Below are 20,243 nucleotides of genomic sequence, written 5' to 3' on the forward strand. Positions count from 1 at the left end.
GGTAGATGATGGGTGAGGTGTATTCCACCGCGTCGGCGATGCGGCGAATGGTGACCGCGGCCCACCCCTCCTGCTCGCCGATGGTGAGGGCGGCCTGGAGGATGCCCTCGCGGGTCGCCTGTTTATGCCTCGCTCGCCTGGCCTGCGCCGTCATTCTTCCTCCTATAGAAAATCTATAATTGATAAGTACGACCTGTCAAGGTGTCTCTATCAACCCTGGGTGACGACTTATCCTGGCGTCAACGTCGAAGGTCGGGCTCCTTGAACTGTGGGGCTCTCCAGCGTCCCGGCCAGACCACCTGCCTGCCAGCGCGTCAGGTCCTCCCGAGGCGACGCTCCGAAGAGGCGGCGATATTCCCGGCTGAACTGCGACGGGCTGTCGTAGCCGACCCTGAAGCTGGCCCCGGTGACATCCGCCTCCCGACTCAGCAGCAATCGGCGCGCCTCTTGCAGCCGCAACCTTTTCTGAAACCGCAGGGGGCTGAGGGCCGTCACCGCCTTGAAGTGGTGGTGGAAGCCCGACACGCTCATGTGCACGTCCCGGGCCATCTGCTCCACCCGCAGGGGTCGGTCGTACTCCCGCACCAGCCGCTCGATGGCGGTGGCGATCCGGTACGTCTGCCCGGCGGTCTGCACCATCGCCCGCAGCCGACCTCCCTCCGGGCCGACCAGCAATAAGTAAACGAGTTCACGCAGGATCAGGGGAGCCAGCGCGGGGATGTGCTGTGGCGTGTCCAGCAGGCGAAGGAGCCGCCGCACGGCGTCGTGAACCAGCGGTTCGAGCGCGGTCACCACCAGGCCGGCCTGTCCGCCTGTCTCCGGCACCTCTGAGGGGAACTCCACCGACAGGGCGGCAATCAGGGCCGGATCGAGGTCGATATGCAGGGCCAGATGCGGACGGTCGGGCGTGGCTTCCAGAATCTACGCGGTCAGCGGGAGGCTGACCGAGACCAGCAGCAGGTCCTCCGGGCCATACGTCAGGGACTCTTCGCCCTGCTGCACCAGCTTGCGGCCCTGCGCGACCAGGCACACCGAGGGCGTGTAGACCGTGTGTACCGGCCCAGACTGCGCCAGCGCCCGGTAGAGATGCAGTCCCGGAACGGCGGTGGACTGGAGGCCCAGCCCGGTCGCGTGGCGGGTGAGCAAATCGGTCAGGGTCGGCGGCTGGGCCGGGTGAGCAGCGAGCACAGGAGGGACGGGCATGGGGGACAGTCTGCCCTTCAAAGCACCTGACCATCTCACACCGCCTCACGGTTGTTCCGCTCCCGTTTGCAGGATCAGGCAAGTTCTCTCCAGCATCGCGCTATCGGGAGGGGCGGGTTCTGGAGGAGAGTAGGCGGGCAGGAACGAGGAGAACAGCTCTCGCTCACCTTCCCGCAGTGTCATCACCTCACCCGCAGGCCCTGGCACAGTGCCGGGTCCCGCAGCTCTCATTCTGGAGGAATCTTCCATGACCACCCCTACTACCCCTGGGCGCGTCGCCATCGTCACTGGCGGGTCGCGCGGGATCGGGCGCCAGAGCGCCGAGCACCTCGCCGCCGACGGCCAGGCCGTCGTCATCGCCTACGCCAACAACGATCAGGAAGCGAACGACGCCGTGGCCGCCATCCGGGCCGCCGGCGGCACCGCCACCGCCATCAAAGTCGATGTCTCCGACGAGCAGGCCGTCGAAGCCCTCTTTGCCCGCACCGAGCAGACTTACGGCGGCGTCGATGTCGTCGTACACGCGGCGGGCATCATGATCCTGAAACCGCTGGCCGAGTTCGGCATGGACGACTTCGACCGGCTGCACCGGGTCAACGTCCGGGGCACCTTTCTGGTGAACCAGCAGGCGGCCCGGCGGCTCCGACCTGGCGGCGCGATCATCAACTTCTCCAGCTCGGTCGTCGAACTGGCGCTGCCCACCTACGCGCCCTACGCCGCCACCAAGGGGGCGGTGGATGCCCTGACTCGCATCCTCGCCAAGGAACTGCGGGGCCGCGACATCACGGTCAACGCCGTGGCGCCCGGTCCTATTGCCACCGACCTGTTTCTGGACGGCAAGGACGAGGCCACCATCGACCGCATGGCGAAGATGAACCCGCTGGAGCGCCTGGGCACCCCGGGCGACATCGCCGAGGTGGTGTCGTTCCTGGCCGGGCCGGGGCGCTGGATCAACGGTCAAGTGGTGCGCGCGAACGGAGGAGCGATCTGACATGCCCAAGACCATCGTCATCAGCGGGGCGAGCAGCGGGTTCGGGGCGCTGACGGCACGCGCCCTCGCCGACGCCGGGAATGTCGTCTACGCGGGTATCCGCGACACGCAGGGACGCAACGCGGGCGCCGTGCGCGAGGCCCAGACCTACGCCCGCGAGCGCGGGGTGGACCTGCGCACCGTCGAGCTGGACGTGTCCTCGCAGGACTCGGTGGACGCCGCCGTCGCCCGGGTGCTCGCCGAGGCGGGCGGGCTCGACGTGCTCGTCCACAACGCCGGGCACATGGTGAGTGGCCCTGCCGAGGCCTTCACCCCGGAGCAGCTCGCGCAGGTCTACGACGTGAACGTGCTGGGCACCCAGCGGCTGAACCGCGCGGCGCTGCCCCACCTGCGCCGCCAGGGGCACGGCCTGGTGCTGTGGGTGGGCAGCTCCAGCACGCGGGGCGGCACGCCGCCCTACCTGGGCCCGTACTTCGCGGCCAAGGCGGCGATGGACGCGCTGGCCGTGAGCTACGCGGCGGAGCTGGCCCGCTTCGGCATCGAGACGAGCATCGTGGTGCCGGGCTCGTTCACGAGCGGCACGAATCACTTCGCCCACGCGGGTCACCCCGCGGACGCCGGGATCGCGGCGGAGTACGAGGCGAGGTACCCCGGCCTGCTGGACTCGGTGGCCGAACGGCTCGCCGAATTGGCCCCCCCGGATGCCCCTGCCTCTCTGGTCTCGGACGAGATCGCCCGGATCGTGGCGCTGCCCGCAGGCGAGCGGCCCTTCCGCAGCCATGTGGACCCGGCGAACGACGGCTCCGAGGAGGTGAGCATGGTCGCCGACCGCATCCGCGAGGCGTTCCTGACCCGCCTCGGCCTGGCCGACCTGCTTCATCCCGCGACGCCTGTCGAGACCTCCAGGGAGGGAACGTAGCGTCGAGCGTTCCCGAGGCACGGCCCTGGAGGTGGGCCGCCCTGCGCCGCGCCTGAGCCTCACCGCGTTCCCTTGTCCCCTGGCCCGCCGCATCAGGGCGGCAGGAGGCGGGGGAAGCCGTGGGGGAGCATGCCGCCGGGGAAGAGGCCCAGCGGCACGCTCACTGTTCCCGGGGCTCGGTTTGCCAGGCGCGCTCCAGGTCGGGCAGGGTGAGCGCCGGTTCCGACAGGACGGCAGCAGACGCGCGCAGGCCGTCCACGAAGATGGCGGCCTGTCGGCGGTCGGTCTCGCGTTCGTCGGGGAGGTTGGGAATGCGCTGGGCCAGGCGGGCCGACGCGATCATGACGTCAAGCGGGTTCACATCGGGCCGGATGGTGCCCGCCGCCTGCCCGGCCCGCAGGAGGTCTCCGAGTTCCTCCCACAGGGTCCGGCGGGCCTGCACGTCGGCCTCCACGGTGGAGGGCGGCGCCCCCCTCAGCGGCAGCACCAGCACGTCCCGCTGGTCGAGTATCCCCAGCAGGTAGGCGCGGATGGCCTCCAGCGGCTCGTGGGTGGACGCCCTCGCCCGGCGCAGGGTCGCCAGCGCCACCCCGTAGGAGCGGCTCACGAGCGCCGCCAGGAGCACCTCCCGGTCGGGAAAGTGGCGGTAGAGCGTGCCCGCGCCCACCCCCGCATCCCTGGCGATGGTCTGCATGGTGAAGCGCGGGCCTTCCCGCAGGAAGGTCGCGGCGGCTGAGATCAGCAGGTGCTCGCGGTTGCGGGCAGCATCCGCCCGCAGCGTGGGCCTGACTGCACCTTCCCAGGTGCTTCCCGGTGGGTCGTGTTCCTCGCTCATCTTCATTCTCCCGTCAGGTGGCTGGAGGGTCGAACACATAAACGGAGAATACGCTCCGTTTAGCGGGGTGGGGGAACGCTTCACCCATCTCGCCCTGAGTCTTTTCCCACGGAGGTCACGCTATGCCAGCATCCACTTCGACCGTCCTCGCCGTCGGGGCCTCGGGCAGGTTCGCGGGTCTGGTCGTGCCCGAACTCGCCCGGCGCGGCGCGCGGGTGCGGGGGCTGATCCGCCGACCGGACGACGCGGACCGGGTCATGAGCAACGGCGCGGCGGAAGTGGCCGTGGGTGACCTCACCGACCCGGCGAGCCTGGACGCGGCCCTGGAGGGTGTGGCGTCGGTCTTTTACATCGCCCCTGCCTTTCTGCCGAGCGAGGCCGAGGTGGGCCTCGGTGTGGTGGAGGCGGCGCGCCGGGCTGGAGTCCGCCGGTTCGTGTTCTCGTCGGTGATCCACCCGGTGTTGAGCGAGCTGGACAACCACCGGGCCAAGGCCCCGGTCAAGGAGGCGATCATCGACTCGGGCATGGAGTACGTCCTCCTCCAGCCCGCGCTGTTCATGCAGAACCTGGCCGGAGGCTGGCCGACCGTGGTGCAGAGCGGCACCTCCACCGAGCCCTGGTCCCCCGACACCCGCTTCAGCCGGGTGGACTACCGCGACGTGGCCGAAGTGGCCGCGCTCGCCCTGACCCAGGACCACCTGAACTGGGGCACCTATCAGCTCTGCGCCGAGGGCTGGCTGAACCGCCACGACCTCGCCGCGTTGATGAGCGAGGTGCTGGGCCGGACGATCCAGGTCGGCACGGTCGGCCAGGAGCGTCGCGGGGGCGCGCCTGCGGGCGGGATGCAGAAGATGATCGAGTGGTACAACCACCACGGCCTCCTGGGCAACCCGCTCACCCTGCGCGCCATCCTGGGCCGTGAACCACGGACCCTGCGCGCCTACATCGAGGAACTGGCCGCCCAGCCGCCGTCCGCCGAACCACGGGCCTCGGCCTCCTGAGGCGGTTCAGGCCGACTTCAAGCAGATCTTTTCCAGGAGAACCCTCATGACTGATGCCTCTGCCCCCCCCGCTCTCCTTCCCGCCGACGACCCCGCCCGGCAGCTCACCGTGGCCCGTCCGGAGACCGACCCGAGCCTGCCCCACGTCGCCATCATGGGGGACACCTACACGATTCTGGTGACGGGGCGGGAGACGGCGGGCCGCTACACCCTGATCGATATGCTCGTGCCCCCCGGCGGTGGTCCCGCTCCCCACCGCCACGACTTCGAGGAGATGTTCAGCGTGCTGGAGGGCGAGATCGAGCTGACCTTCCGGGGCCAGACCCTGACGGCGCGGGCGGGCGAGACGGTCAACATCCCCGCGAACGCGCCGCACGCCTTCACGAACAGGACGGACCGGACAGCGCGGATGCTGTGCGTGTGCGCGCCCGCCGGTCAGGAGGAGTTCTTCCTGGCCGTGGGCACGCTGGTTGCCACCCGGACCACGCCCGCCCCGACGATGAGCGAGGCCGAGCGCGAGGCGTTCAAGCGCAAGGCCGCCGAGCTGGCCCCGAAGTACCGCACGGAACTCCTTCCGCCTGCCTGAGCAGGCAGTGGAGTGATCGCTCGGCTCAGGCAGGGCGCTTCACACCGGTGAGGTGCCCAGGGTCCGCAGCCCCGTCCCCGCTCACCGTTCAGCGGTCGGCCGGCCTTCGGCGTGGTGATCCGCCACTTCACCCGGACAGATGTCTTCCGCGAGCGAGGCCGAGCGAGAGGCGTTCAAGGGGTCGCACCAGCAGTGACGCGGAAACAAACGCCAAGCCTCCACGCCCTGCTCCAGGTCCTCAACACGAGCCTGCCTCGCGTCTCGAATAGGCAAGGTGCCGCGGCACCAAGCGGAGCGTCAGGGTGGGTGAGCGCACGTCAACCTCACGGCCGGCTGGGGCGACCGACCAGCCTCGTTCCCAGGCCAGCCGCGAGCAGGCTGGCCGCCCCGCACAACATGACCATGCAGCGCCCCTGCCGCGACGCTCACGGAAGACACGGGGTTGTCCAGAATGCTCTGAAGGCGACGGCCCTCCTGCACGCTGCGCCGCACGGCATTCCGGGCGGCTCGGAAGGAGGTCGCGGTGACCCCTCTAGCGCTCGATCAGGCGGGCCACGGCGTCCTTGATGGCCTGGCGGCGCGCGGCGCGGGCCTCCTCGTCCCGGAGGTCGGCGACACAGGTGGGCAGCTCGACCAAGGCCAGCAGCAGCTCCAGAAGAACGGGGGCCGGAAAGTGGGTCCCGAGCCTTCCCTCCCGCTGTGCCTGAGCGATGGCCTCGACCTTGGCCTGGACCGTCTCGGCCAGGCGGGAGGCCTTCTCCCCCCCGCCCCCCCGTTCCAGGCGGTCCCAGTTCACCAGCCGCATCAGCTCGGGGTGCGCCTGATACCGGTCGAACACCCGTGCGGCGTACTCCGGGAGGTCCTGGGTGTCCAGCGGCACTTCCTGGAGGTGCCAGGCGACCAACCACTCGCCCACCGCCTCCAGCAGCCCCTCCTTACTGCCGAAGTAGGTGTAGATCATCGCCTTGTTGCTGGCCGACGCGGCGGCGATGCGATCCACCCGGGCACCCGCGATGCCGTAGTGAGAAAACTCGGCCACCGCTGCCTCCAGGATGCGCTTGCGGGTGGCTTGGGCGTCACGCTTCACCCCCCGATTGTACGGGTTCCCAGTTCAACTAACTAGATAGTTGACAAGGGGGGCCTCATTTGGTGAAGTAGAGCAAACAACCAGTTGGTTGTTTCGTGGACCCAGCCGCCCTTCCTGGAGGCACCCCTATGCCCAACACGTTGAAGAGTCTTCCGCACCTGTCACCAGCCACACCCTGGAGGCCGTCATGACCCTCCGCAATGAGCCAAGAACAGCCCTGGTCACGGGCGCCACGGGGGGCATCGGCCAAGAGACGGCTCTGGAACTGGCGAGGCAGGGCTACCGGGTGCTGGTCACCGCCCGCGACGCGGCCAAGGGCCAGCAGGTCCTGGAGGACCTCCGGGCCCAGGGCCGGGGTGCGGTGCCCGAACTGTTCGTTGGCGACCTGTCGAGCATGGGGGACGTGCGCCGCATCGCGCTGGAGGTGCGGGACCGGCACGGGCGGCTGGACGTGCTGGTGAACAACGCGGGCGGGGTCTTCCGGGAACGGAGGACCACCGTGGACGGCTTCGAGTCCACCTTCGCCTTCAACCACCTGGCTTACTTCCTGCTGACGCACCTCCTGCTGGAGCCCCTGCGGGCCGCCGGGCGGGCGCGGGTGGTGAGCGTGTCCTCGTCGGCCAACCGGATGGGCCGCGTGCGCTGGGACGACCCCCAGTTCACCCAGGGCTACTCGCCCACCGCCGCCTACGCCCAGAGCAAGCTCATGAACATCCTGTTCGCCAACGCGCTGGCCCGCCGGCTGCGGAGCACGGGCGTCACCAGCAACTCGCTGCACCCGGGCCGGGTCCGCTCGGGCTTCGGCGAGGACCTGACCGGACTCACCCGGGTCATCTTCAACCTCACCAGCTTCTGGGCCCTCTCCCCCCAGCAGGGCGCGCAGACGAGCGTGTACCTCGCCACCTCTCCCGAGGTGGGGGGTGTCACTGGGACATACTTCCAGGATAAGAAGCCCCAGCGGGCCAACCGGGTTGCCTACGACCAGGCCGCGCAGGACCGGCTGTGGGCCCTGTCGGAGCAGGTGGTGGGGCGGTGGCTGGACCCGGTGGAGCAGGAGCAGGCCGCCGTCCCGCGCTGAGCCCCGCACTGCGGCGGGAGGCGTTCGAGCCGCAAACTGCCCCCAAGGACCGGAAGGGCCAGGAGGATCAGCTTGGGGCGCTGGTCCTCGTGGTGAAGGGGTTGTACGAGAGTTGGAACCGTAACTGGCACGAAGCCCAGAAGTGCCGCGAGATCCTGCTGGAACTGCCGTTCTCCCAGGAACGCCCGTGCCACCTCCCCCGACGAATCGCTGAGATCGGCGCCCAGAGCGAAGCGTGCGATGTTGTGGAGATCGTGGCTCTCCCCTAGAAGTACGACCGCGTGATTGTCCGCTTTCCTGTCTAGCCCTCTTGCGCGTGAACGCCGTTTCCCGGACCCTGAGGCTCCGGGCCGGCTGAGCGGACGCCGCAGCCGGGTCGGCGACTGGGCCACCGCCACCCCTCCGCCTCACCACCCTCTGCCCGCCTTCGCCGCGCCCTGCGGGAGGCGCGGCCCTCTGCGAGAGCGACCGCCGAAGCCGCCCCCTTCGGCGCATCTTCCCAGCGCCGAACCCCGGCCCCTGGGCCGGAAGCGGGCCGCGCCGCGCCCAAGCCCCACGCGAGGACGGACCTCGCGCCTTCCCACCCCGTGCCCGGCCTGACGTGCCCTCCCAACGACGGTCGGAACCGGACAGCCAAGGAGCCGCCGGGGAGCTTGCCGCTTCGCCAGGGGCGCCGCCTCAGCCGCCCCACTCCCCCACGCAGTGGTCCTGACCCGGCTGTCCGGGGCGCGACCATCACTCGGCCCCGATCCCCAGCACGAGGTGTGGCCGCTCCTCCAAGTCGCAAGTCGGGGAAGACCTCGACACTGGAGACGACGGCACCCCACGCGCCAGCGGTCGCGGTCTCGTTCACCCCACCATGTTCGCCGAGACGCGAGCCCACTGGGATGTGCCAAAGAGCGGACGCTTCAGCACTCTCGTACCCTGGGCCGGGTCAGGGGTGTACGGGTGGGGGAGCCGCGCCTTCCCGTCCTGTGTCGTCTGCCCTCTGGGTTGCTCTCACAGGACTTTGTCAGAGGTATGAAGGCTCTGCCCGCCCCTGCCTTCCTGATGGGGTGGTTCAGCGGCGAGGTGTCCATCGCTGTTCATGCACCTGGCTGTCGACCCCTTGCGCCCCTTCTGGCAAAGTCCTGTGAGTGACTTCGACCCTGCGGAACCAATGGCGGGCCCAACCTGGTGTACGCTGCTTGCACCGTTGACAACCAACCGGAGGTGGAGTCGTGAACACATTCGTGACCCAGACGATCCCCGACGCCCTCGTGCCCCTCCACCGTGATCTCCAGCTCCGTGCACAACGAGACGACTTTTCAGGGGTCGTGCTCGTTGATCACCAGGGTGACACCCTCTTCCAGCAGTCGTACGGTTGGGCGCAGCGGGGTTCACGTACCCCGAACACCCTCGACACCTGCTTCAATCTGGCGTCCATCAGCAAGTGTTTCACCGCCATTGGCGTTCTCCAGCTCGCCCAACGGGGCCTGCTCGCCTTTGAAGACCCCGTCAGCCGCTTTCTTCCCGAGTGGCCGCAGCCAGTCGGTCATCAGATCACCGTCCATCACCTGCTGACTCACCAAGCGGGCCTCCCCGCCCTCAGCCCGGAGGATTGGCGAAACAACGACCGGACGGTGGGTGGGATCGTTGCGCGGCTGCGTCAGCTCCCCCATGCGGACGAGCCGGGAACGCTCGTGGATTACAGCAATTCGGCGTACATCCTGCTGGCTGGCCTTTTGGAGCGGGTCTCCGGCCAGGACTACTTCACCTACCTGGCCCGGAACGTGTTTGAACCTGCTGGAATGAATCACACCCGTTTCCCTGACCTTGACCTCGACCCGCCCGAGACCGCCTTCGGGTATGTCCACCGTGACGCAGATGGCCGTCCAAACCCTGATGCGCCGCTCCGAATGGTGTTGGGCAGCGCCGGGTGGAAGGCGATGGGCTCGCATGGAGCCTACGGAACGGCGCACGACCTCGTGCAGTTCACCCGGGCCCTCCTCGATCAACGGTTGCTGGCGCCTGAGTTGACGCGGTTGGCGTTGGAGGGCAAGGTGGACTTCCAACTGCCGCCGTTTCCTCAATGCCGGTACGGGTACGGCTTCATCGAGCGGTCCAGAGGCCCGGAAGGCTGGCGAGGGGTAGGGCACACGGGTGGGGGCCTGGGTGTGTCGGATGAAGTTGTGGTCTTCCCAGAGCAGCGCATGACGGTGGTGGTGTTGGGGAACTTCGACTCCTCGAACGCCTGGGAGGTCGTGGATCAGGTTGTGGAAGCCCTCGCCACACCATGACTGTGCGTTGAGCACGCGATTGGGTGGAAAGACGGCCCAAATGGATGGGTTAATATGACGGGGTGTCCGAGGGCTTCGACTTCTCCACCGCCGAGGTTCTGAACTGGGAGATACAGGCGGTGTGGGAGGCGCTGGAGAGCGGCGAACTGCGCGTCAGCATCCACGCCCAGAACGAGATCAACCTCGACGCCCTCACCCTGGAAGACGTGGACGACGCCATCAGCTCCTACGACGAGGTGAGCGAGGACCTCCCCGGCGCAGGGGGCCGGGCGCCGGGACTGAACTTCGACCGCCTCCTGGGCCGTGTCCGCCTGCGGGTCAAGGTGGGCTGACGAGGGATGTACGACATCGTCGTGACGGCGATGGCGAACTGAGAAGAGGAAGGTCATGCCCGACACCCCCATGACCCACACCTTCCCCAGCTGTGAGGGCATCACGGTGATTCTCCACGACGTGCCTACGATGGTCGATGTCGAGACCGGCGAAGTCGTCGGCTTCCGCCTCGACGTGTCGGGGGCCATCGCGCACCTCGTTCAGGAGGCGGCTCGTGGGCAGGCGCCCGGAGCCACCGTCGAGCGGTGCTATGAACCCCACTCGGAGCTGGCGCCCCCGACGCCGGACCCGGTGAGCTTGGAGCTGCGCCGGGTGCTGCGCGAGCGGGGCCTCACAGGCGCCGAGATCGCCGAGCGGCTGGGCATCAAGCCGCCGCTGGTCTCGCGCTGGCTCAGCTCCAACTCCCACCAACACGGCATGGACACGCTGCGGCGCATCGCCGACGCCTTGGACATGGACGTGGAGGTCAAGCTCAAGCCTAGGGAACGCAAGACGGCCTCGTAGCGCGTCCACGGGCTGTCAGCACACCGCACGGTCTGAATCGGGGGAAGCGACGCGCACGTCCTCCCCCTGGGGCTGCTCCTGAAGGTCTCGGCCCTGCCCTGCCGTCAAGCCGGAACGGCGGGGGTCGGCGGCCACCCCAGCACCGCTCCCAGTGCCGCGACGACTTGCGGGTCAAAGTGCGGCCCGGCCTGGTCCCTCAACTCCCGCACCACGGCCTGCGCGGGCCACGCCGGCTTGTAGGAACGCGGTGAGATCAGGGCGTCATACACGTCGCACACGGCCAGCACGCGGGCCAGCAACGGGACGGCCTCGCCGGAGAGCCGATCCGGGTAGCCTGCGCCATCCAACCGTTCATGGTGGTGCCGCACGGCTGCCCGCACCGTCCGGGAGGCGCCCGGCAGCAGGCCGGTGAGGCAGGCGCTGTAGACCGGGTGCCGCTGCATCTGACGCCAATCCTGCCCGCTCAGGGGTCCGGCCTTCCGGCGCACCCGCGTCGGGATCAACAGCTTGCCCAGGTCGTGCAACAACCCGGCGAGACAGACCTCGCGTACCTGGGCGGGCGACAGACCGAGCTGCCAGGCCACGGCGACGGCGAGCAGCGCCACCCGCCCGGTGTGGGCCGTCGGCGACCACTGGGCGGCGTGCTGGGCCAACCGCCAGTAGACGCGACCTCGCCGGGTCAAGCGTACGGGAGCCGGACGAGTTCCACAGGGTTCAGGCTGGAGAAGCGGGCTAAGCCAGAGGGTCATCGGCACGTCCTTCAGGGGCAAGAGAAAGCGCCCTTCGCCGGGGGCGAGGGCGCTTGGAGCCTTTCTCAGAGTGGGCTGAAGACGAACTTGTCGAAGGCACCGCCGCGCAGGACGCTCTCGGTGTGCTCGCCGAGGTACAGCTCCCCGGTGATGGCCTCCAGCGCCCCCCACACCGCGCCCAGCGTGAAGGTGCACTTGCGCTCCGACCCCAGCGGCTCCCCCGCCGAGCACACCGTGTCCTGGGTCTCGATCACCACGGTCTCCCCCTCGCGGTACGAGCGCGTCACGGCGGCCAGGCAGGTGCCGTCCCGCCCGATGGCGGCGTTCAGCACCCCGGCGATCTGCTCGACGGGGAGGTGGCTGCCCGCCACGCCGAGTTCGGTGGCGAGATCGCGGCCCCGCACCTTCCCGGCACGGGTGAAGACCACAGCGGCACCGTCCGGGCCGAGGGTGTCCTCGACGCCGACGATCACGGCCTTGAAGCAGACGACGGAGTTGAAGTCGCCCAGGTGCGGGCGCAGTTGCGGGGTGGCGGTGACGGTCACGGGAGTCCTCCTGGGATGGCTGGGGTAAAGGCTGGTGAGCAGGTGGTGGAGCGAGGCGGGCAGCGTGGCCATACGGACCTCGGAAGGCCGGGGGGCGCTCAGAGAATGCTGGCGACACTCTGGGCAGCGTCGCGGGCTTCCATGTGCAGCAGGCCCAGGTTGACGCCGGTCGGCGCCACGACGGCGAGCACGCCCTTGTTCCCGGCGGCGTAGATGTACACCTGGCCTTGGGCCCCGCCCACGCTCATGTCGGTGAGCTGACCCGAGCCCAGGGTGTCGTTGATGCGCTTGCCCAGCCCCAGCGCGGTGGCGGCCATCGCCGCGACGCGGTTGGCGTCGGTGCCTTCCCCCATCGCCTGGGCGATGGGCAGGCCGTCCACGGTGGCGACCAGCGCGCCGCGCAACTCGGGCATGGCGCCGCGCAGGCTCGTGAGGGTCGAGGTGAGGAGTTCTTGCTTGCTGAGGGTCGCGGTCATGGTGAAATCCTTTCGGGGAGGTGGGGGCTCCCGGTCACGAGGGGGCGAAAGACGGGGCGAGCGGAGCGAGTTGCAGTTCGAGCAGGCTGGCGAGCAGCAGGCGCGCGTCGTCGGGGTCGGTGGCGTTCAGGCCCACCACCTGGGTCTCGGGGAGACCGAAGTACAGGGCCACGTCGGCGGGGGTCCACACGCGCGGCAAGTCCTGGCGGGTGACGCCGACCAGGAAGGGCACCGCGACGCGGCTGGTGATGAAGTCGAGGATGTTGCGAGCGTGCGCGAAGTCCTGGGGGCGGTCCCCGGCGACGAGCAGCACCAGGCCCAGCGCGCCCTCGCACAGCACTTCCCACATGAACGAGAAGCGGTCCTGCCCCGGGGTGCCGTAGAGGTGCAATTCCTGGCCATCCAGGCGCAGGGTGCCGAAGTCGAAGGCGACGGTGGTGTGGCGCTTGCCGATGTCCTCGCTGGCCTCGGCTTCGGTGGCGACGACCGGCGTCTCGGAGAGGGTCTGGACGAAGGTGGTCTTGCCTGCCCCGACCGGGCCGGACACCACGAGTTTCAAGGGGGCTTGGAACTCGCTCATGCGCTCACCGCGCCGGTGAAGCGGCGCAGGGCGCCGAGCAGCCGTCCCAGCAGCGGGGCCGGGGCAGGCGGGGGCGCGGCGGGGGCGAAGTGGGCCGCAGTCGAGGCCATGCCCGCCCCCTGGCCTGAGACCGTCACCGCCCGGTGTGGGACGGCCCCCGCCCGTTGCGGCGCGATCAGGTCCACGGCCCGCAGGCGGTGCAGCGTCACGAGCACCTCGCGCTGCGGTAGGCCGACCCTGGGGGCCAGGTCCACAGCGCTCGCCCCTGGGGCCAGGTGAGGCCCGACCAGGGCCCAGGCGTCCGCGAGCGAGGGGGGAACCCGGGCCCCGGCGGGGGAGGGAACGAAACGGGTCTCAGGGTGGGGCAACTGATCCTCGGGGAGATAGGCCTCGCCGAACTCCTGGAGCAGATCCACCAGCGGCAGGTCGTAGAAGTTGGGTGCCCCCGCCGCAAGGTTCTGGCGGTGAAACTCGAAGGCCCCCCGGGCCTGGGCCTGAAGCTGACGCAGGATGTCGCGGACCCGGCTGGGTTCCCGGACGGGAAAGCCGTCCAGGTACATCGCGCGCAGGCGTCCCTGCCTCAGGGCCAGTTCCAGGGTGCGGCCCTGGTAGGACGCGTGGAAGAACAGGGTGCCGGTCTGGGTGTGCAGCACTTTCGCCAGATCGGCGAGCGCGTGGTGTTCGAGGTCACCGAAGAGGGCCATTTCAACTCCTTTCCAAAACAGGGCCGCGCGGGCGGCCAGACGAGAGCACGGGAAACCGACTCGACCGGAACGACTGCCAAGGTTGTACGAAAAGTCACCTGACAGTCTTGTCACTCTTTCCAAATCGTTCGACATGAAGGGAAAAAGGGCCGGGCGGCCCGAAACCCAAAAGCCCCGAGCTGCCGTCTGCGAGGCTTCCAGCCAGTCGGGCTGTGGCCTGGGGGCGGAGGAGAAGTTCACCTCCAGAGAATGCAGGCGGTGTGGGAGCGAGCCCACGGCCCCTTCGAACGCCCTCCACCACGAGGGCGTCCGTCAGGGAAGCTGCGCCGGGGCACCATTCAGCGAGACGGGAGTGGCTTGCTCACCACCCGGCTGGGCGATCAGCCCTCAGCTCCTGCCTGGTTGCGTACTCACGCTTTGCTGTGTCGCTTTTGGGAAGTCGATAGTTTTCGGATCGATGGGCGTAACGGTCGTACCAAGCGGGGTCGGCTACGCGCTGCAACCAGTCGGGGGCACAGCCAGCTCGTGCATTTAAGGCGGCCCGCACGGTTTCGGTGATCAGTTCCAGACGGTTCATGACCCGGATGGCGGCCAGGACGTGAGTCGAGTCCGTTCGTTGCTTCCCGTGTGGGCCCACCAAGCCGAGTTCCTGGCAGCGGTCAAGGAGTCAGTCGAGTATCAGCAGCGGGTTGTCCTGGGCGAGGCATCGGCTGCGGAACTCGCTGAGCACACTGGAATCGAAGCCGGGGTCACCCAACTCGAGGGGGAGGGCATATTTCCACGCCAAGTGCCCTCGGACGGCATCAGCCGCCTGGCGGTCACTCGGGTTCTCCACGAACTGCATGACGGTCACCAGGGTCAAGCGCCAGGGAGCAGCCTACGGCTGCTCCCTGGTTGAACACACCTGGGTAAAATCCTGGTCCACGAGCAACACGCCCAGCTCGTCGCGCAGCCGCATGAACGTCGTGCCCTTGGGAAAGGCTGAGCGGGCAACGCGAGCGGTTTCCGCCAGAATCTCGGGAACCTGTGTAGGACGCAACATTCTTCAGTGTGCGCCAAACCTGGCGGCTTCGCCAGCAGAGTCGGTGCCTTTCCGCAACTTTAGCGTACGGCTAGCGCCGACCCGTGTTGTGACCTGTGACCGCAACACTGCTCTCGCCCAAGCGGCTGCGCGCCGTGAGACGGCTCGCCAGGTCCAGACCACCTCCCTCCAACGCTCACCGTCAAGCAATCGGTCCCCACTCCGGCTGGGCGTTCCACCCCATCCGGAAGCCCAGCCGCTCGACTTCCACTGCGCTATACCCAGCTACAACCACCTTCAATTCGTCCGTCCAGGAACACCCCGGGTCGAGGGCCTGCGTCAAGCGGTGCAGGGCATACAGCCGCGGCGCGAGCCGACGCGCCTCCGTATCCCTGGGGTCGAACGAGCGTTCGAGCAGGCCCCTCCGAACCCGCTTGTTGTCCGCAATTCCCATCGTGGCGAACACCCGGTCGTACAGGCGGGACTGGTGCGCGCAGACATTCCGGACCACCGTCAAGGCGTGCAGCCAGGAAGTAAAGGTGCTGGCGCGAACGCCGAGGAGCGCTGCTATCCCGTCCTTGTCCTCCTGCGACCTCAAGGCCGCGAAGAGCTTGGACCAGCCCCCCAGGGTCATGGTCTCCGCGATCATCCAGATCGGGGGCGGGGCATCCAGGTCATACCGTTCCCGGTAATGGCCCACGAACAGTTCCGGCATCCGCTCGAACTCCTCAGTCACCTTGTGCAGGAACTCGGCGTGGTCGAAGAACTCGTTCGGCTCGTGGAAGTGGCCTGGGTCGGCATACCAGCGGAGCCCGTGCCGTTCGAGCATGAATTGGACGATGGCCTGCCGGATGCCGACCTCGACCGTCTGCATGGCCTTCAGAACGTGCAGACGAAGACGCTCGTCCAACGTCATCAGGCGTTCCACGTCGGCGAAGCTCGTTCCTGACACGTACCCCGAGGACGTCTTGTAGGGCAACAGGAAGCCCTTGAAGCGGTAGAGCCCAACACGCCGGAGAACGAGTTGGGCGTGCGCGGCGTCCGGGATGAGCAGGCCCTTGTCCTGAAGGTGTTGAACCTGTTCCGGCAGGGTGAGGGGTGTCTTGCTGTAGACCGGCTTCATGGGTGGGGGTCAGGGTACTGGGGGCAAGAAAAAAGACCCTAGCCTCTCCCATTGCTGGGCGCTTGGGTACTCGTTGATCAGAGTTTACCTTGTGGCGGTCTCAGCGTCAACAGTGGGTCGTCGAGAGAGGTGGCGTGCAACTTTTTGTACGGCCTGCAGTCTGCCTGGGGAGTCGAAGATTGGGTGGAAGGGTGGGTCGTTGCTGGCGTTCATGGTGGGGTTTGGTCCCGATCTGTGGAGAAGGCGGCTTCAATTCATACACTCTGGAGAGGCAAAGCCGGGATCATTCTTACCCGCCTTTCCTGCCTCCCGCTTCAGCCGCCGCAGGTCGTTCCTGTCACCCTGACCAACCGCGACACCCAACTCAGGCCCGCAACATTCCTCATCCTGCCCCCAATGCTCAGCCGAATGACCCGAGCAAGCTGTGCGTGCCCCGGGACTCCACCTGATTCTTGTGGTTCAGGTAGACAGACGTCATGCGGGCGCCAACCACGTGGCTGAGCACTTCAGGAGAGGTGGGGACTTCGGAGGAGAGGTCGGGCATGGTGGCACTCCCCGTGCCTGATTGACAGGGCGTGTTCTCGAACCCTTCAGGCGGCGGGTGGGCAGAGGTGGCAACCGGCCACGCGATCCCAGGTCACAGACACGCCGCCGGGTGGGGAGGGTGGGTACGGAGAGAGGCCCGAGCGCCGCTGCGCGCCGCCACCCCCTCCCTCCCCGTGCCCTCGGCGCTTCCCCGGCAGTGGTGGCCCAGACCCTCAATCTCCCTTGGCTCCGGCCCCGACCCACCCGAACCGTCTCCGCCACCGAAGTGGATCGTGTTCGAACGGCGGTGACGCTGGGGCCGGGGCGGGTGGAACGGCTGGGGTTGCCTCAGGGCGTTCCTGGTCGGGTTGCTCCTGGAGAAGTTCGCGCTCTCCAGGTCGCCCGGTGCTGGGGAAGGCGCCGTGAAGCGCGAGGAGGCGCGGGGAACCGCGTTCGTTCACGAACCGCTCCACGTTAAGGTAAGAGCCATGTGAGGTGAGGGGCGCTACAGTCCACGCACCCGTTCAGGCAGACGGCCTTCCCGGCACGCGGTGACACGTGGGCTCTGCCTGCCGAAGACATCTCCCGAAGGTCGAGGTCCCCCATGCTGAAGCGGTTTGAGCTGTCCTTCCTCCCGATGTGGCTGACGGTGGCCGCCCTGCTGGGTCACCTGGGGTGGTTGGTCTTCCACTGGGGGTCCCCCGCGGACGCGGAGTGGTACTCGGACCTGCACTACCTCGCGGTAATTTACGCCAGCACGCTGCTGTGCCTGGTATCCCTGCGGAAGGTCCCCGCTCACCTGCGCGCCGGGATGCGCCTGCTGTGCGCGGCGATGGTCATCCGCAGCGTCGGCGACAGCATCTGGACGTCCCTCGAACTGCTGACCAAAGCGCCCCCCTTTCCGTCGCTGGCCGACTTCTTCTACCTGCTGGAGTACCCCTTCTTCGGCTGGGCCTTCCTGCACTTCTCCCACGTCCCCCTGCGGCCTCTCAAGGCGCTCCGGCTGGCCCTCGACAGCCTGATCCTGGTCGCGGCCCTCGCCACCGGCCTGTGGTGGGTTCTGCTGTTCCCCATCCTGCAAGCCCCCGGCGCCTCGACCCTGGGCACACTGGTGAGTTTCGCCTACCCGGTGTTCGACCTGGGGCTCCTCGGCCTGCTGCTGCTCCTCGCACTGCACGGCAAACGCGTCCCCCCTTACCTGACCCTCTTCGCTCTGGGCTTCGGCTTCACCATCGTCGCCGACCTCGGCTTCGTGTACCTCGTCAATCAGGACCTGTACCGCACCGGCAATCCCATTGACGCCTTTTTCACCGGCGGCTTCCTGCTGTGGGGGCTGGGCGCGTGGCAGGCCCGCCGGCAGGCCGGGACCCTGGCACGGCTGGGGAGCACGTCGCTGCCGCCCCTGGCCCGCCCGCTGCGGCAGGGCCTGGCCGCGCTGCCCTACCTGGCCGTGACCGGGGCCTGCGTGTTCCTGCTGGGCACCCTGCACCTGGATGACCCCCGGCACCCCGGGGTCCTGGTGGGCACGATCCTGACCATGCTGCTGGTGATCGCCCGGCAGGCCATCGCTTTCGCGGACAACGCCCGCCTCACCCACGACCTGCGCCGCTTCACCCGGGAGTTGGAGGAAAGCCGCGCCCAGCTCGCTCACCAAGCCTGGCACGACCCGCTCACCGAGCTTCCCAACCGGGCGTTTTTCGAGAACCGCCTCGCCCGGGCACTGGGGGACGCGGCGCGCGAGGAGCGCGAGCTGGCCGTGCTGTTTATCGACCTGGACGACTTCAAGGCAGTCAACGACACCCACGGCCACGCCGCCGGAGACACGCTGCTGCACCAAGTGGCACAGCGCCTCCAGACCGCCCTGCGGGGAGACGACCTGGTGGCCCGGCAGGGGGGCGACGAGTTCCTGGTGCTGCTCGACCTCTCGGATGGCCGACAGGTGGAGACGGTGGGGCGCCAGTGTCTCCAGGCCCTCACCACCCCCTTCGAGGTGCAGGGCCATTCCCTCACGGTCGGCGCGTCCATCGGGGTGAGTCTCTTCCCGCAGGACGCCCGGGAGGCCGGAGAGCTGTGCCGCCGCGCGGACCTGGCGATGTATCACGCCAAGCGGGCGGGCAAGAACCACCTGAGCCTGTTCGCCGCCGACCAGGCGGTGGGGGGGCCTTCGCTGATTGAGGAGCGCTTGCGCGGCGCGCTGGACCGGGGGGAGCTGACCTTGCACTACCAGCCGCAGTTCGACGTGCGCGGGGAGCGGGTGGTGGCGACTGAGGCCCTGCTGCGCTGGACGGACGCCGAACTGGGTCCGGTCTCGCCCGAGCACTTTATCCCGCTGGCCGAGAGCACTGGGCTGGTAGTGGAGATCGGAGCCTGGGTGCTGGATGAGGCGTGCCGGCAGGCGGCGGTGTGGCGCCAGGTGGGATGGAAAGGCCACATGGCGGTGAACGTCTCGCCCCGACAATTGGCCGAGCCGGAGTGGGTCGAGCGGGTCCTGGGCACCCTGGAGCGCCACGGGCTGCGGGGGCCTGACCTGGAACTCGAACTCACCGAGCATGCCGTGGTGCAGGATGCCCGGGCCGCCGCCCAGACCCTAGGGAGACTCCGGGACGCGGGCGTGCGCATCGCGGTGGACGATTTCGGCACCGGGCATACCACGCTGCTGTACCTGCTGGAGTTCCCCCTTCAGGTGCTGAAAATCGACCGTCGCCTGGTGCAGGGCGCGCTGGAGCGGGAGGGCGAGCGGCGGGTGCTTCAGGCGCTCGTGGCCCTGGCCCAGGGGCTGACGCTCGACGTGGTGGCTGAAGGGGTGGAGACGGGGGCGCAGCGCGCCCAGATGGAGGAACTGGGCGTCGGCTTCGTGCAGGGCTACCTGCTGGGGCGGCCCGTGGCAGCAGACCAGCTCACGGGTCTGCTGGTCCCCTCACTCCCGGCGGGAAGCGGGGCACCGGGTCAAGTCAGCACACTGATGGCATCGGGCAGCGGCTGACAGGTGGTCGGTCCGCAGACCGCCCCATCCCAACCTTGACGGAAGAGCTCAATTTGGCCTTGCTCTGCGCATCCCCCGGAACGGCGGACAGCCGTGCTCTGAACGATCTCACCCCACCGCCGCCTGCCCAACGGCTGGCTGTGCGCCGGCGGAGCCCTCGACCGGCAAGCGAAGGCGCGAACGGCCTCGACGGGTCGCCTTCTTCCCACCCAGGTTCAGGTCGTCGGCACGCAAAACGGCCCGGTCGCACACCCCGTCGGCATGGCACCGCTGACGGGGTGAAGCAGCATTCGCGATGAGTGACGGCCACACCTTCAGGAGCAAGCCGTGGGCGAAAGCGAGGACCGGCGGCGGGAAGGACATCTCCCTTCCCTTTCCCGCACAGCTCCGACTCCACCCGCTCCAGTACGGACACCAGCGCAGAGGCCAACTGAACAGCCTCATCACGGAGCGCAGACGTACAGATACCGGTCAACGAGCTGAGGAAGCAACCCCTTGAGCTGCACCCGCTGGCCGCGCTCGTCCACGCCTTCCAGGCTCACCTTGCCCCCCTGGAAGCTCAACCCTTGCGGGAGATCACCAGGATGAGGGCCGAGCAGGTTGGGCCTGCCCCGATATTGCGTAGTTGAAGTTAAGCGGCTGTAGCTTGGCGTTCGAACTCCAGGGGCGTCAAGTACCCCAGGGTGGAATGGCGGCGCTGGCGGTTGTAGAAGACCTCGAT

Annotated in this window: 22 protein-coding genes and 1 pseudogene; 9 read left to right on the plus strand and 14 right to left on the minus strand. The window is 68.4% G+C overall.

Annotation, left to right across the window (positions count from 1 at the left end):
* The 3 genes and pseudogenes from IC605_RS25665 to IC605_RS24970 all read right to left on the minus strand — a co-directional run.
* The coding region (locus tag IC605_RS25665; RefSeq protein ID WP_216329771.1) for a TetR family transcriptional regulator at nucleotides 1-154 on the minus strand (154 nt) is incomplete at its 3' end.
* A gap of 74 nt (nucleotides 155-228) precedes the next feature.
* Complete coding sequence (locus IC605_RS24965) at nucleotides 229-639, minus strand: helix-turn-helix transcriptional regulator (RefSeq protein ID WP_343216714.1); 411 nt, start codon at nucleotides 637-639, stop codon at nucleotides 229-231.
* Between the two features lie 24 nt (nucleotides 640-663).
* Nucleotides 664-1,203, minus strand: a pseudogene (locus IC605_RS24970) (AraC family transcriptional regulator); the annotation flags it as partial.
* Between the two features lie 247 nt (nucleotides 1,204-1,450).
* On the opposite strand from IC605_RS24970, the gene IC605_RS23975 reads away from it, so the two are divergent.
* Both IC605_RS23975 and IC605_RS23980 read left to right on the plus strand, forming a co-directional pair.
* Nucleotides 1,451-2,194 carry an SDR family oxidoreductase gene (locus tag IC605_RS23975; protein ID WP_216329743.1) on the plus strand — a complete coding sequence of 248 codons (744 nt, stop codon included), beginning with the start codon at nucleotides 1,451-1,453 and terminating at the stop codon, nucleotides 2,192-2,194.
* A 1-nt stretch (nucleotide 2,195) separates the two neighbouring features.
* A complete protein-coding gene (locus tag IC605_RS23980) occupies nucleotides 2,196-3,113 on the plus strand; it encodes an SDR family oxidoreductase (protein ID WP_216329745.1) in 918 nt (305 codons plus the stop codon).
* Between the two features lie 160 nt (nucleotides 3,114-3,273).
* On the opposite strand, the gene IC605_RS23985 is transcribed toward IC605_RS23980, so the two are convergent.
* Nucleotides 3,274-3,948, minus strand: a complete 675-nt coding sequence (locus IC605_RS23985) for a TetR/AcrR family transcriptional regulator (protein ID WP_216329747.1) — start codon at nucleotides 3,946-3,948, stop codon at nucleotides 3,274-3,276.
* Between the two features lie 122 nt (nucleotides 3,949-4,070).
* Here IC605_RS23985 and IC605_RS23990 point away from each other — a divergent pair, with 122 nt between their 5' ends.
* Both IC605_RS23990 and IC605_RS23995 read left to right on the plus strand, forming a co-directional pair.
* Nucleotides 4,071-4,949, plus strand: coding sequence for an NmrA family NAD(P)-binding protein (locus IC605_RS23990; RefSeq protein WP_216329748.1), 879 nt, complete (start codon nucleotides 4,071-4,073; stop codon nucleotides 4,947-4,949).
* Between the two features lie 46 nt (nucleotides 4,950-4,995).
* Entirely contained in the window at nucleotides 4,996-5,535 is a 540-nt protein-coding gene (locus tag IC605_RS23995; RefSeq protein ID WP_216329749.1) for a cupin domain-containing protein, read from the plus strand.
* Nucleotides 5,536-6,067: 532 nt separating this feature from the next.
* On the opposite strand, the gene IC605_RS24000 is transcribed toward IC605_RS23995, so the two are convergent.
* On the minus strand, nucleotides 6,068-6,622 hold the full coding sequence (locus IC605_RS24000) for a TetR/AcrR family transcriptional regulator (RefSeq protein WP_216329750.1): 555 nt from the start codon (nucleotides 6,620-6,622) through the stop codon (nucleotides 6,068-6,070).
* 187 nt (nucleotides 6,623-6,809) lie between these two features.
* Here IC605_RS24000 and IC605_RS24005 point away from each other — a divergent pair, with 187 nt between their 5' ends.
* The 4 genes from IC605_RS24005 to IC605_RS24020 all read left to right on the plus strand — a co-directional run bounded on the left by IC605_RS24005 (nucleotide 6,810) and on the right by IC605_RS24020 (nucleotide 10,816).
* Entirely contained in the window at nucleotides 6,810-7,700 is an 891-nt protein-coding gene (locus IC605_RS24005) for an SDR family oxidoreductase (RefSeq protein WP_216329751.1), read from the plus strand.
* Between the two features lie 1,220 nt (nucleotides 7,701-8,920).
* The gene (locus IC605_RS24010) at nucleotides 8,921-9,979 is read left to right on the plus strand and encodes a serine hydrolase domain-containing protein (protein WP_216329752.1); all 1,059 of its coding nucleotides are present in this window, start codon (nucleotides 8,921-8,923) and stop codon (nucleotides 9,977-9,979) included.
* A 62-nt stretch (nucleotides 9,980-10,041) separates the two neighbouring features.
* Nucleotides 10,042-10,311: a hypothetical protein gene (locus IC605_RS24015; protein ID WP_216329753.1), complete on the plus strand. Its 270-nt coding sequence runs from the start codon at nucleotides 10,042-10,044 to the stop codon at nucleotides 10,309-10,311.
* A gap of 55 nt (nucleotides 10,312-10,366) precedes the next feature.
* Nucleotides 10,367-10,816, plus strand: a complete 450-nt coding sequence (locus IC605_RS24020; protein WP_216329754.1) for a helix-turn-helix domain-containing protein — start codon at nucleotides 10,367-10,369, stop codon at nucleotides 10,814-10,816.
* 104 nt (nucleotides 10,817-10,920) lie between these two features.
* On the opposite strand, the gene IC605_RS24025 is transcribed toward IC605_RS24020, so the two are convergent.
* From IC605_RS24025 to IC605_RS24060, 8 genes are all read right to left on the minus strand, one after another.
* Complete coding sequence (locus IC605_RS24025; RefSeq protein ID WP_216329756.1) at nucleotides 10,921-11,499, minus strand: HD-GYP domain-containing protein; 579 nt, start codon at nucleotides 11,497-11,499, stop codon at nucleotides 10,921-10,923.
* Between the two features lie 131 nt (nucleotides 11,500-11,630).
* Nucleotides 11,631-12,110 carry a hypothetical protein gene (locus IC605_RS24030; RefSeq protein WP_216329758.1) on the minus strand — a complete coding sequence of 160 codons (480 nt, stop codon included), beginning with the start codon at nucleotides 12,108-12,110 and terminating at the stop codon, nucleotides 11,631-11,633.
* Between the two features lie 98 nt (nucleotides 12,111-12,208).
* Nucleotides 12,209-12,586 carry a roadblock/LC7 domain-containing protein gene (locus tag IC605_RS24035; protein WP_216329760.1) on the minus strand — a complete coding sequence of 126 codons (378 nt, stop codon included), beginning with the start codon at nucleotides 12,584-12,586 and terminating at the stop codon, nucleotides 12,209-12,211.
* A 34-nt stretch (nucleotides 12,587-12,620) separates the two neighbouring features.
* On the minus strand, nucleotides 12,621-13,166 hold the full coding sequence (locus tag IC605_RS24040) for a GTP-binding protein (protein WP_216329762.1): 546 nt from the start codon (nucleotides 13,164-13,166) through the stop codon (nucleotides 12,621-12,623).
* A complete protein-coding gene (locus IC605_RS24045; protein WP_216329764.1) occupies nucleotides 13,163-13,870 on the minus strand; it encodes a hypothetical protein in 708 nt (235 codons plus the stop codon). Before IC605_RS24045 ends, IC605_RS24040 begins: the two co-directional genes overlap by 4 nt.
* A gap of 667 nt (nucleotides 13,871-14,537) precedes the next feature.
* Nucleotides 14,538-14,732: a transposase gene (locus IC605_RS24050; RefSeq protein ID WP_216329766.1), complete on the minus strand. Its 195-nt coding sequence runs from the start codon at nucleotides 14,730-14,732 to the stop codon at nucleotides 14,538-14,540.
* Nucleotides 14,733-14,747: 15 nt separating this feature from the next.
* Nucleotides 14,748-14,912, minus strand: a complete 165-nt coding sequence (locus IC605_RS24055; protein ID WP_216329768.1) for a hypothetical protein — start codon at nucleotides 14,910-14,912, stop codon at nucleotides 14,748-14,750.
* A gap of 181 nt (nucleotides 14,913-15,093) precedes the next feature.
* Nucleotides 15,094-16,014, minus strand: coding sequence for an Abi family protein (locus IC605_RS24060; protein WP_216329769.1), 921 nt, complete (start codon nucleotides 16,012-16,014; stop codon nucleotides 15,094-15,096).
* Nucleotides 16,015-17,143: 1,129 nt separating this feature from the next.
* Here IC605_RS24060 and IC605_RS24065 point away from each other — a divergent pair.
* Complete coding sequence (locus IC605_RS24065) at nucleotides 17,144-19,522, plus strand: putative bifunctional diguanylate cyclase/phosphodiesterase (RefSeq protein WP_216329770.1); 2,379 nt, start codon at nucleotides 17,144-17,146, stop codon at nucleotides 19,520-19,522.
* A 631-nt stretch (nucleotides 19,523-20,153) separates the two neighbouring features.
* Here the strand turns inward: IC605_RS24065 and IC605_RS25500 are convergent.
* Nucleotides 20,154-20,243: IS3 family transposase (locus IC605_RS25500; RefSeq protein ID WP_343216646.1), on the minus strand; the 90-nt coding region annotated here is incomplete at its 5' end.

It is taken from the genome of Deinococcus aestuarii, from assembly GCF_018863415.1.
Classification (GTDB): Bacteria; Deinococcota; Deinococci; order Deinococcales; family Deinococcaceae; genus Deinococcus; species Deinococcus aestuarii.

Coding starts and splice junctions, on each gene's coding strand:
- IC605_RS24965 (WP_343216714.1), bottom strand. CDS start 639: ATGGTGCAGACCGCCGGGCAGACGTACCGGATCGCCACCGCCATCGAG.
- IC605_RS23975 (WP_216329743.1), top strand. CDS start 1,451: ATGACCACCCCTACTACCCCTGGGCGCGTCGCCATCGTCACTGGCGGG.
- IC605_RS23980 (WP_216329745.1), top strand. CDS start 2,196: ATGCCCAAGACCATCGTCATCAGCGGGGCGAGCAGCGGGTTCGGGGCG.
- IC605_RS23985 (WP_216329747.1), bottom strand. CDS start 3,948: ATGAGCGAGGAACACGACCCACCGGGAAGCACCTGGGAAGGTGCAGTC.
- IC605_RS23990 (WP_216329748.1), top strand. CDS start 4,071: ATGCCAGCATCCACTTCGACCGTCCTCGCCGTCGGGGCCTCGGGCAGG.
- IC605_RS23995 (WP_216329749.1), top strand. CDS start 4,996: ATGACTGATGCCTCTGCCCCCCCCGCTCTCCTTCCCGCCGACGACCCC.
- IC605_RS24005 (WP_216329751.1), top strand. CDS start 6,810: ATGACCCTCCGCAATGAGCCAAGAACAGCCCTGGTCACGGGCGCCACG.
- IC605_RS24020 (WP_216329754.1), top strand. CDS start 10,367: ATGCCCGACACCCCCATGACCCACACCTTCCCCAGCTGTGAGGGCATC.
- IC605_RS24035 (WP_216329760.1), bottom strand. CDS start 12,586: ATGACCGCGACCCTCAGCAAGCAAGAACTCCTCACCTCGACCCTCACG.
- IC605_RS24040 (WP_216329762.1), bottom strand. CDS start 13,166: ATGAGCGAGTTCCAAGCCCCCTTGAAACTCGTGGTGTCCGGCCCGGTC.
- IC605_RS24045 (WP_216329764.1), bottom strand. CDS start 13,870: ATGGCCCTCTTCGGTGACCTCGAACACCACGCGCTCGCCGATCTGGCG.
- IC605_RS24055 (WP_216329768.1), bottom strand. CDS start 14,912: ATGTTGCGTCCTACACAGGTTCCCGAGATTCTGGCGGAAACCGCTCGC.
- IC605_RS24060 (WP_216329769.1), bottom strand. CDS start 16,014: ATGAAGCCGGTCTACAGCAAGACACCCCTCACCCTGCCGGAACAGGTT.
- IC605_RS24065 (WP_216329770.1), top strand. CDS start 17,144: ATGCTGAAGCGGTTTGAGCTGTCCTTCCTCCCGATGTGGCTGACGGTG.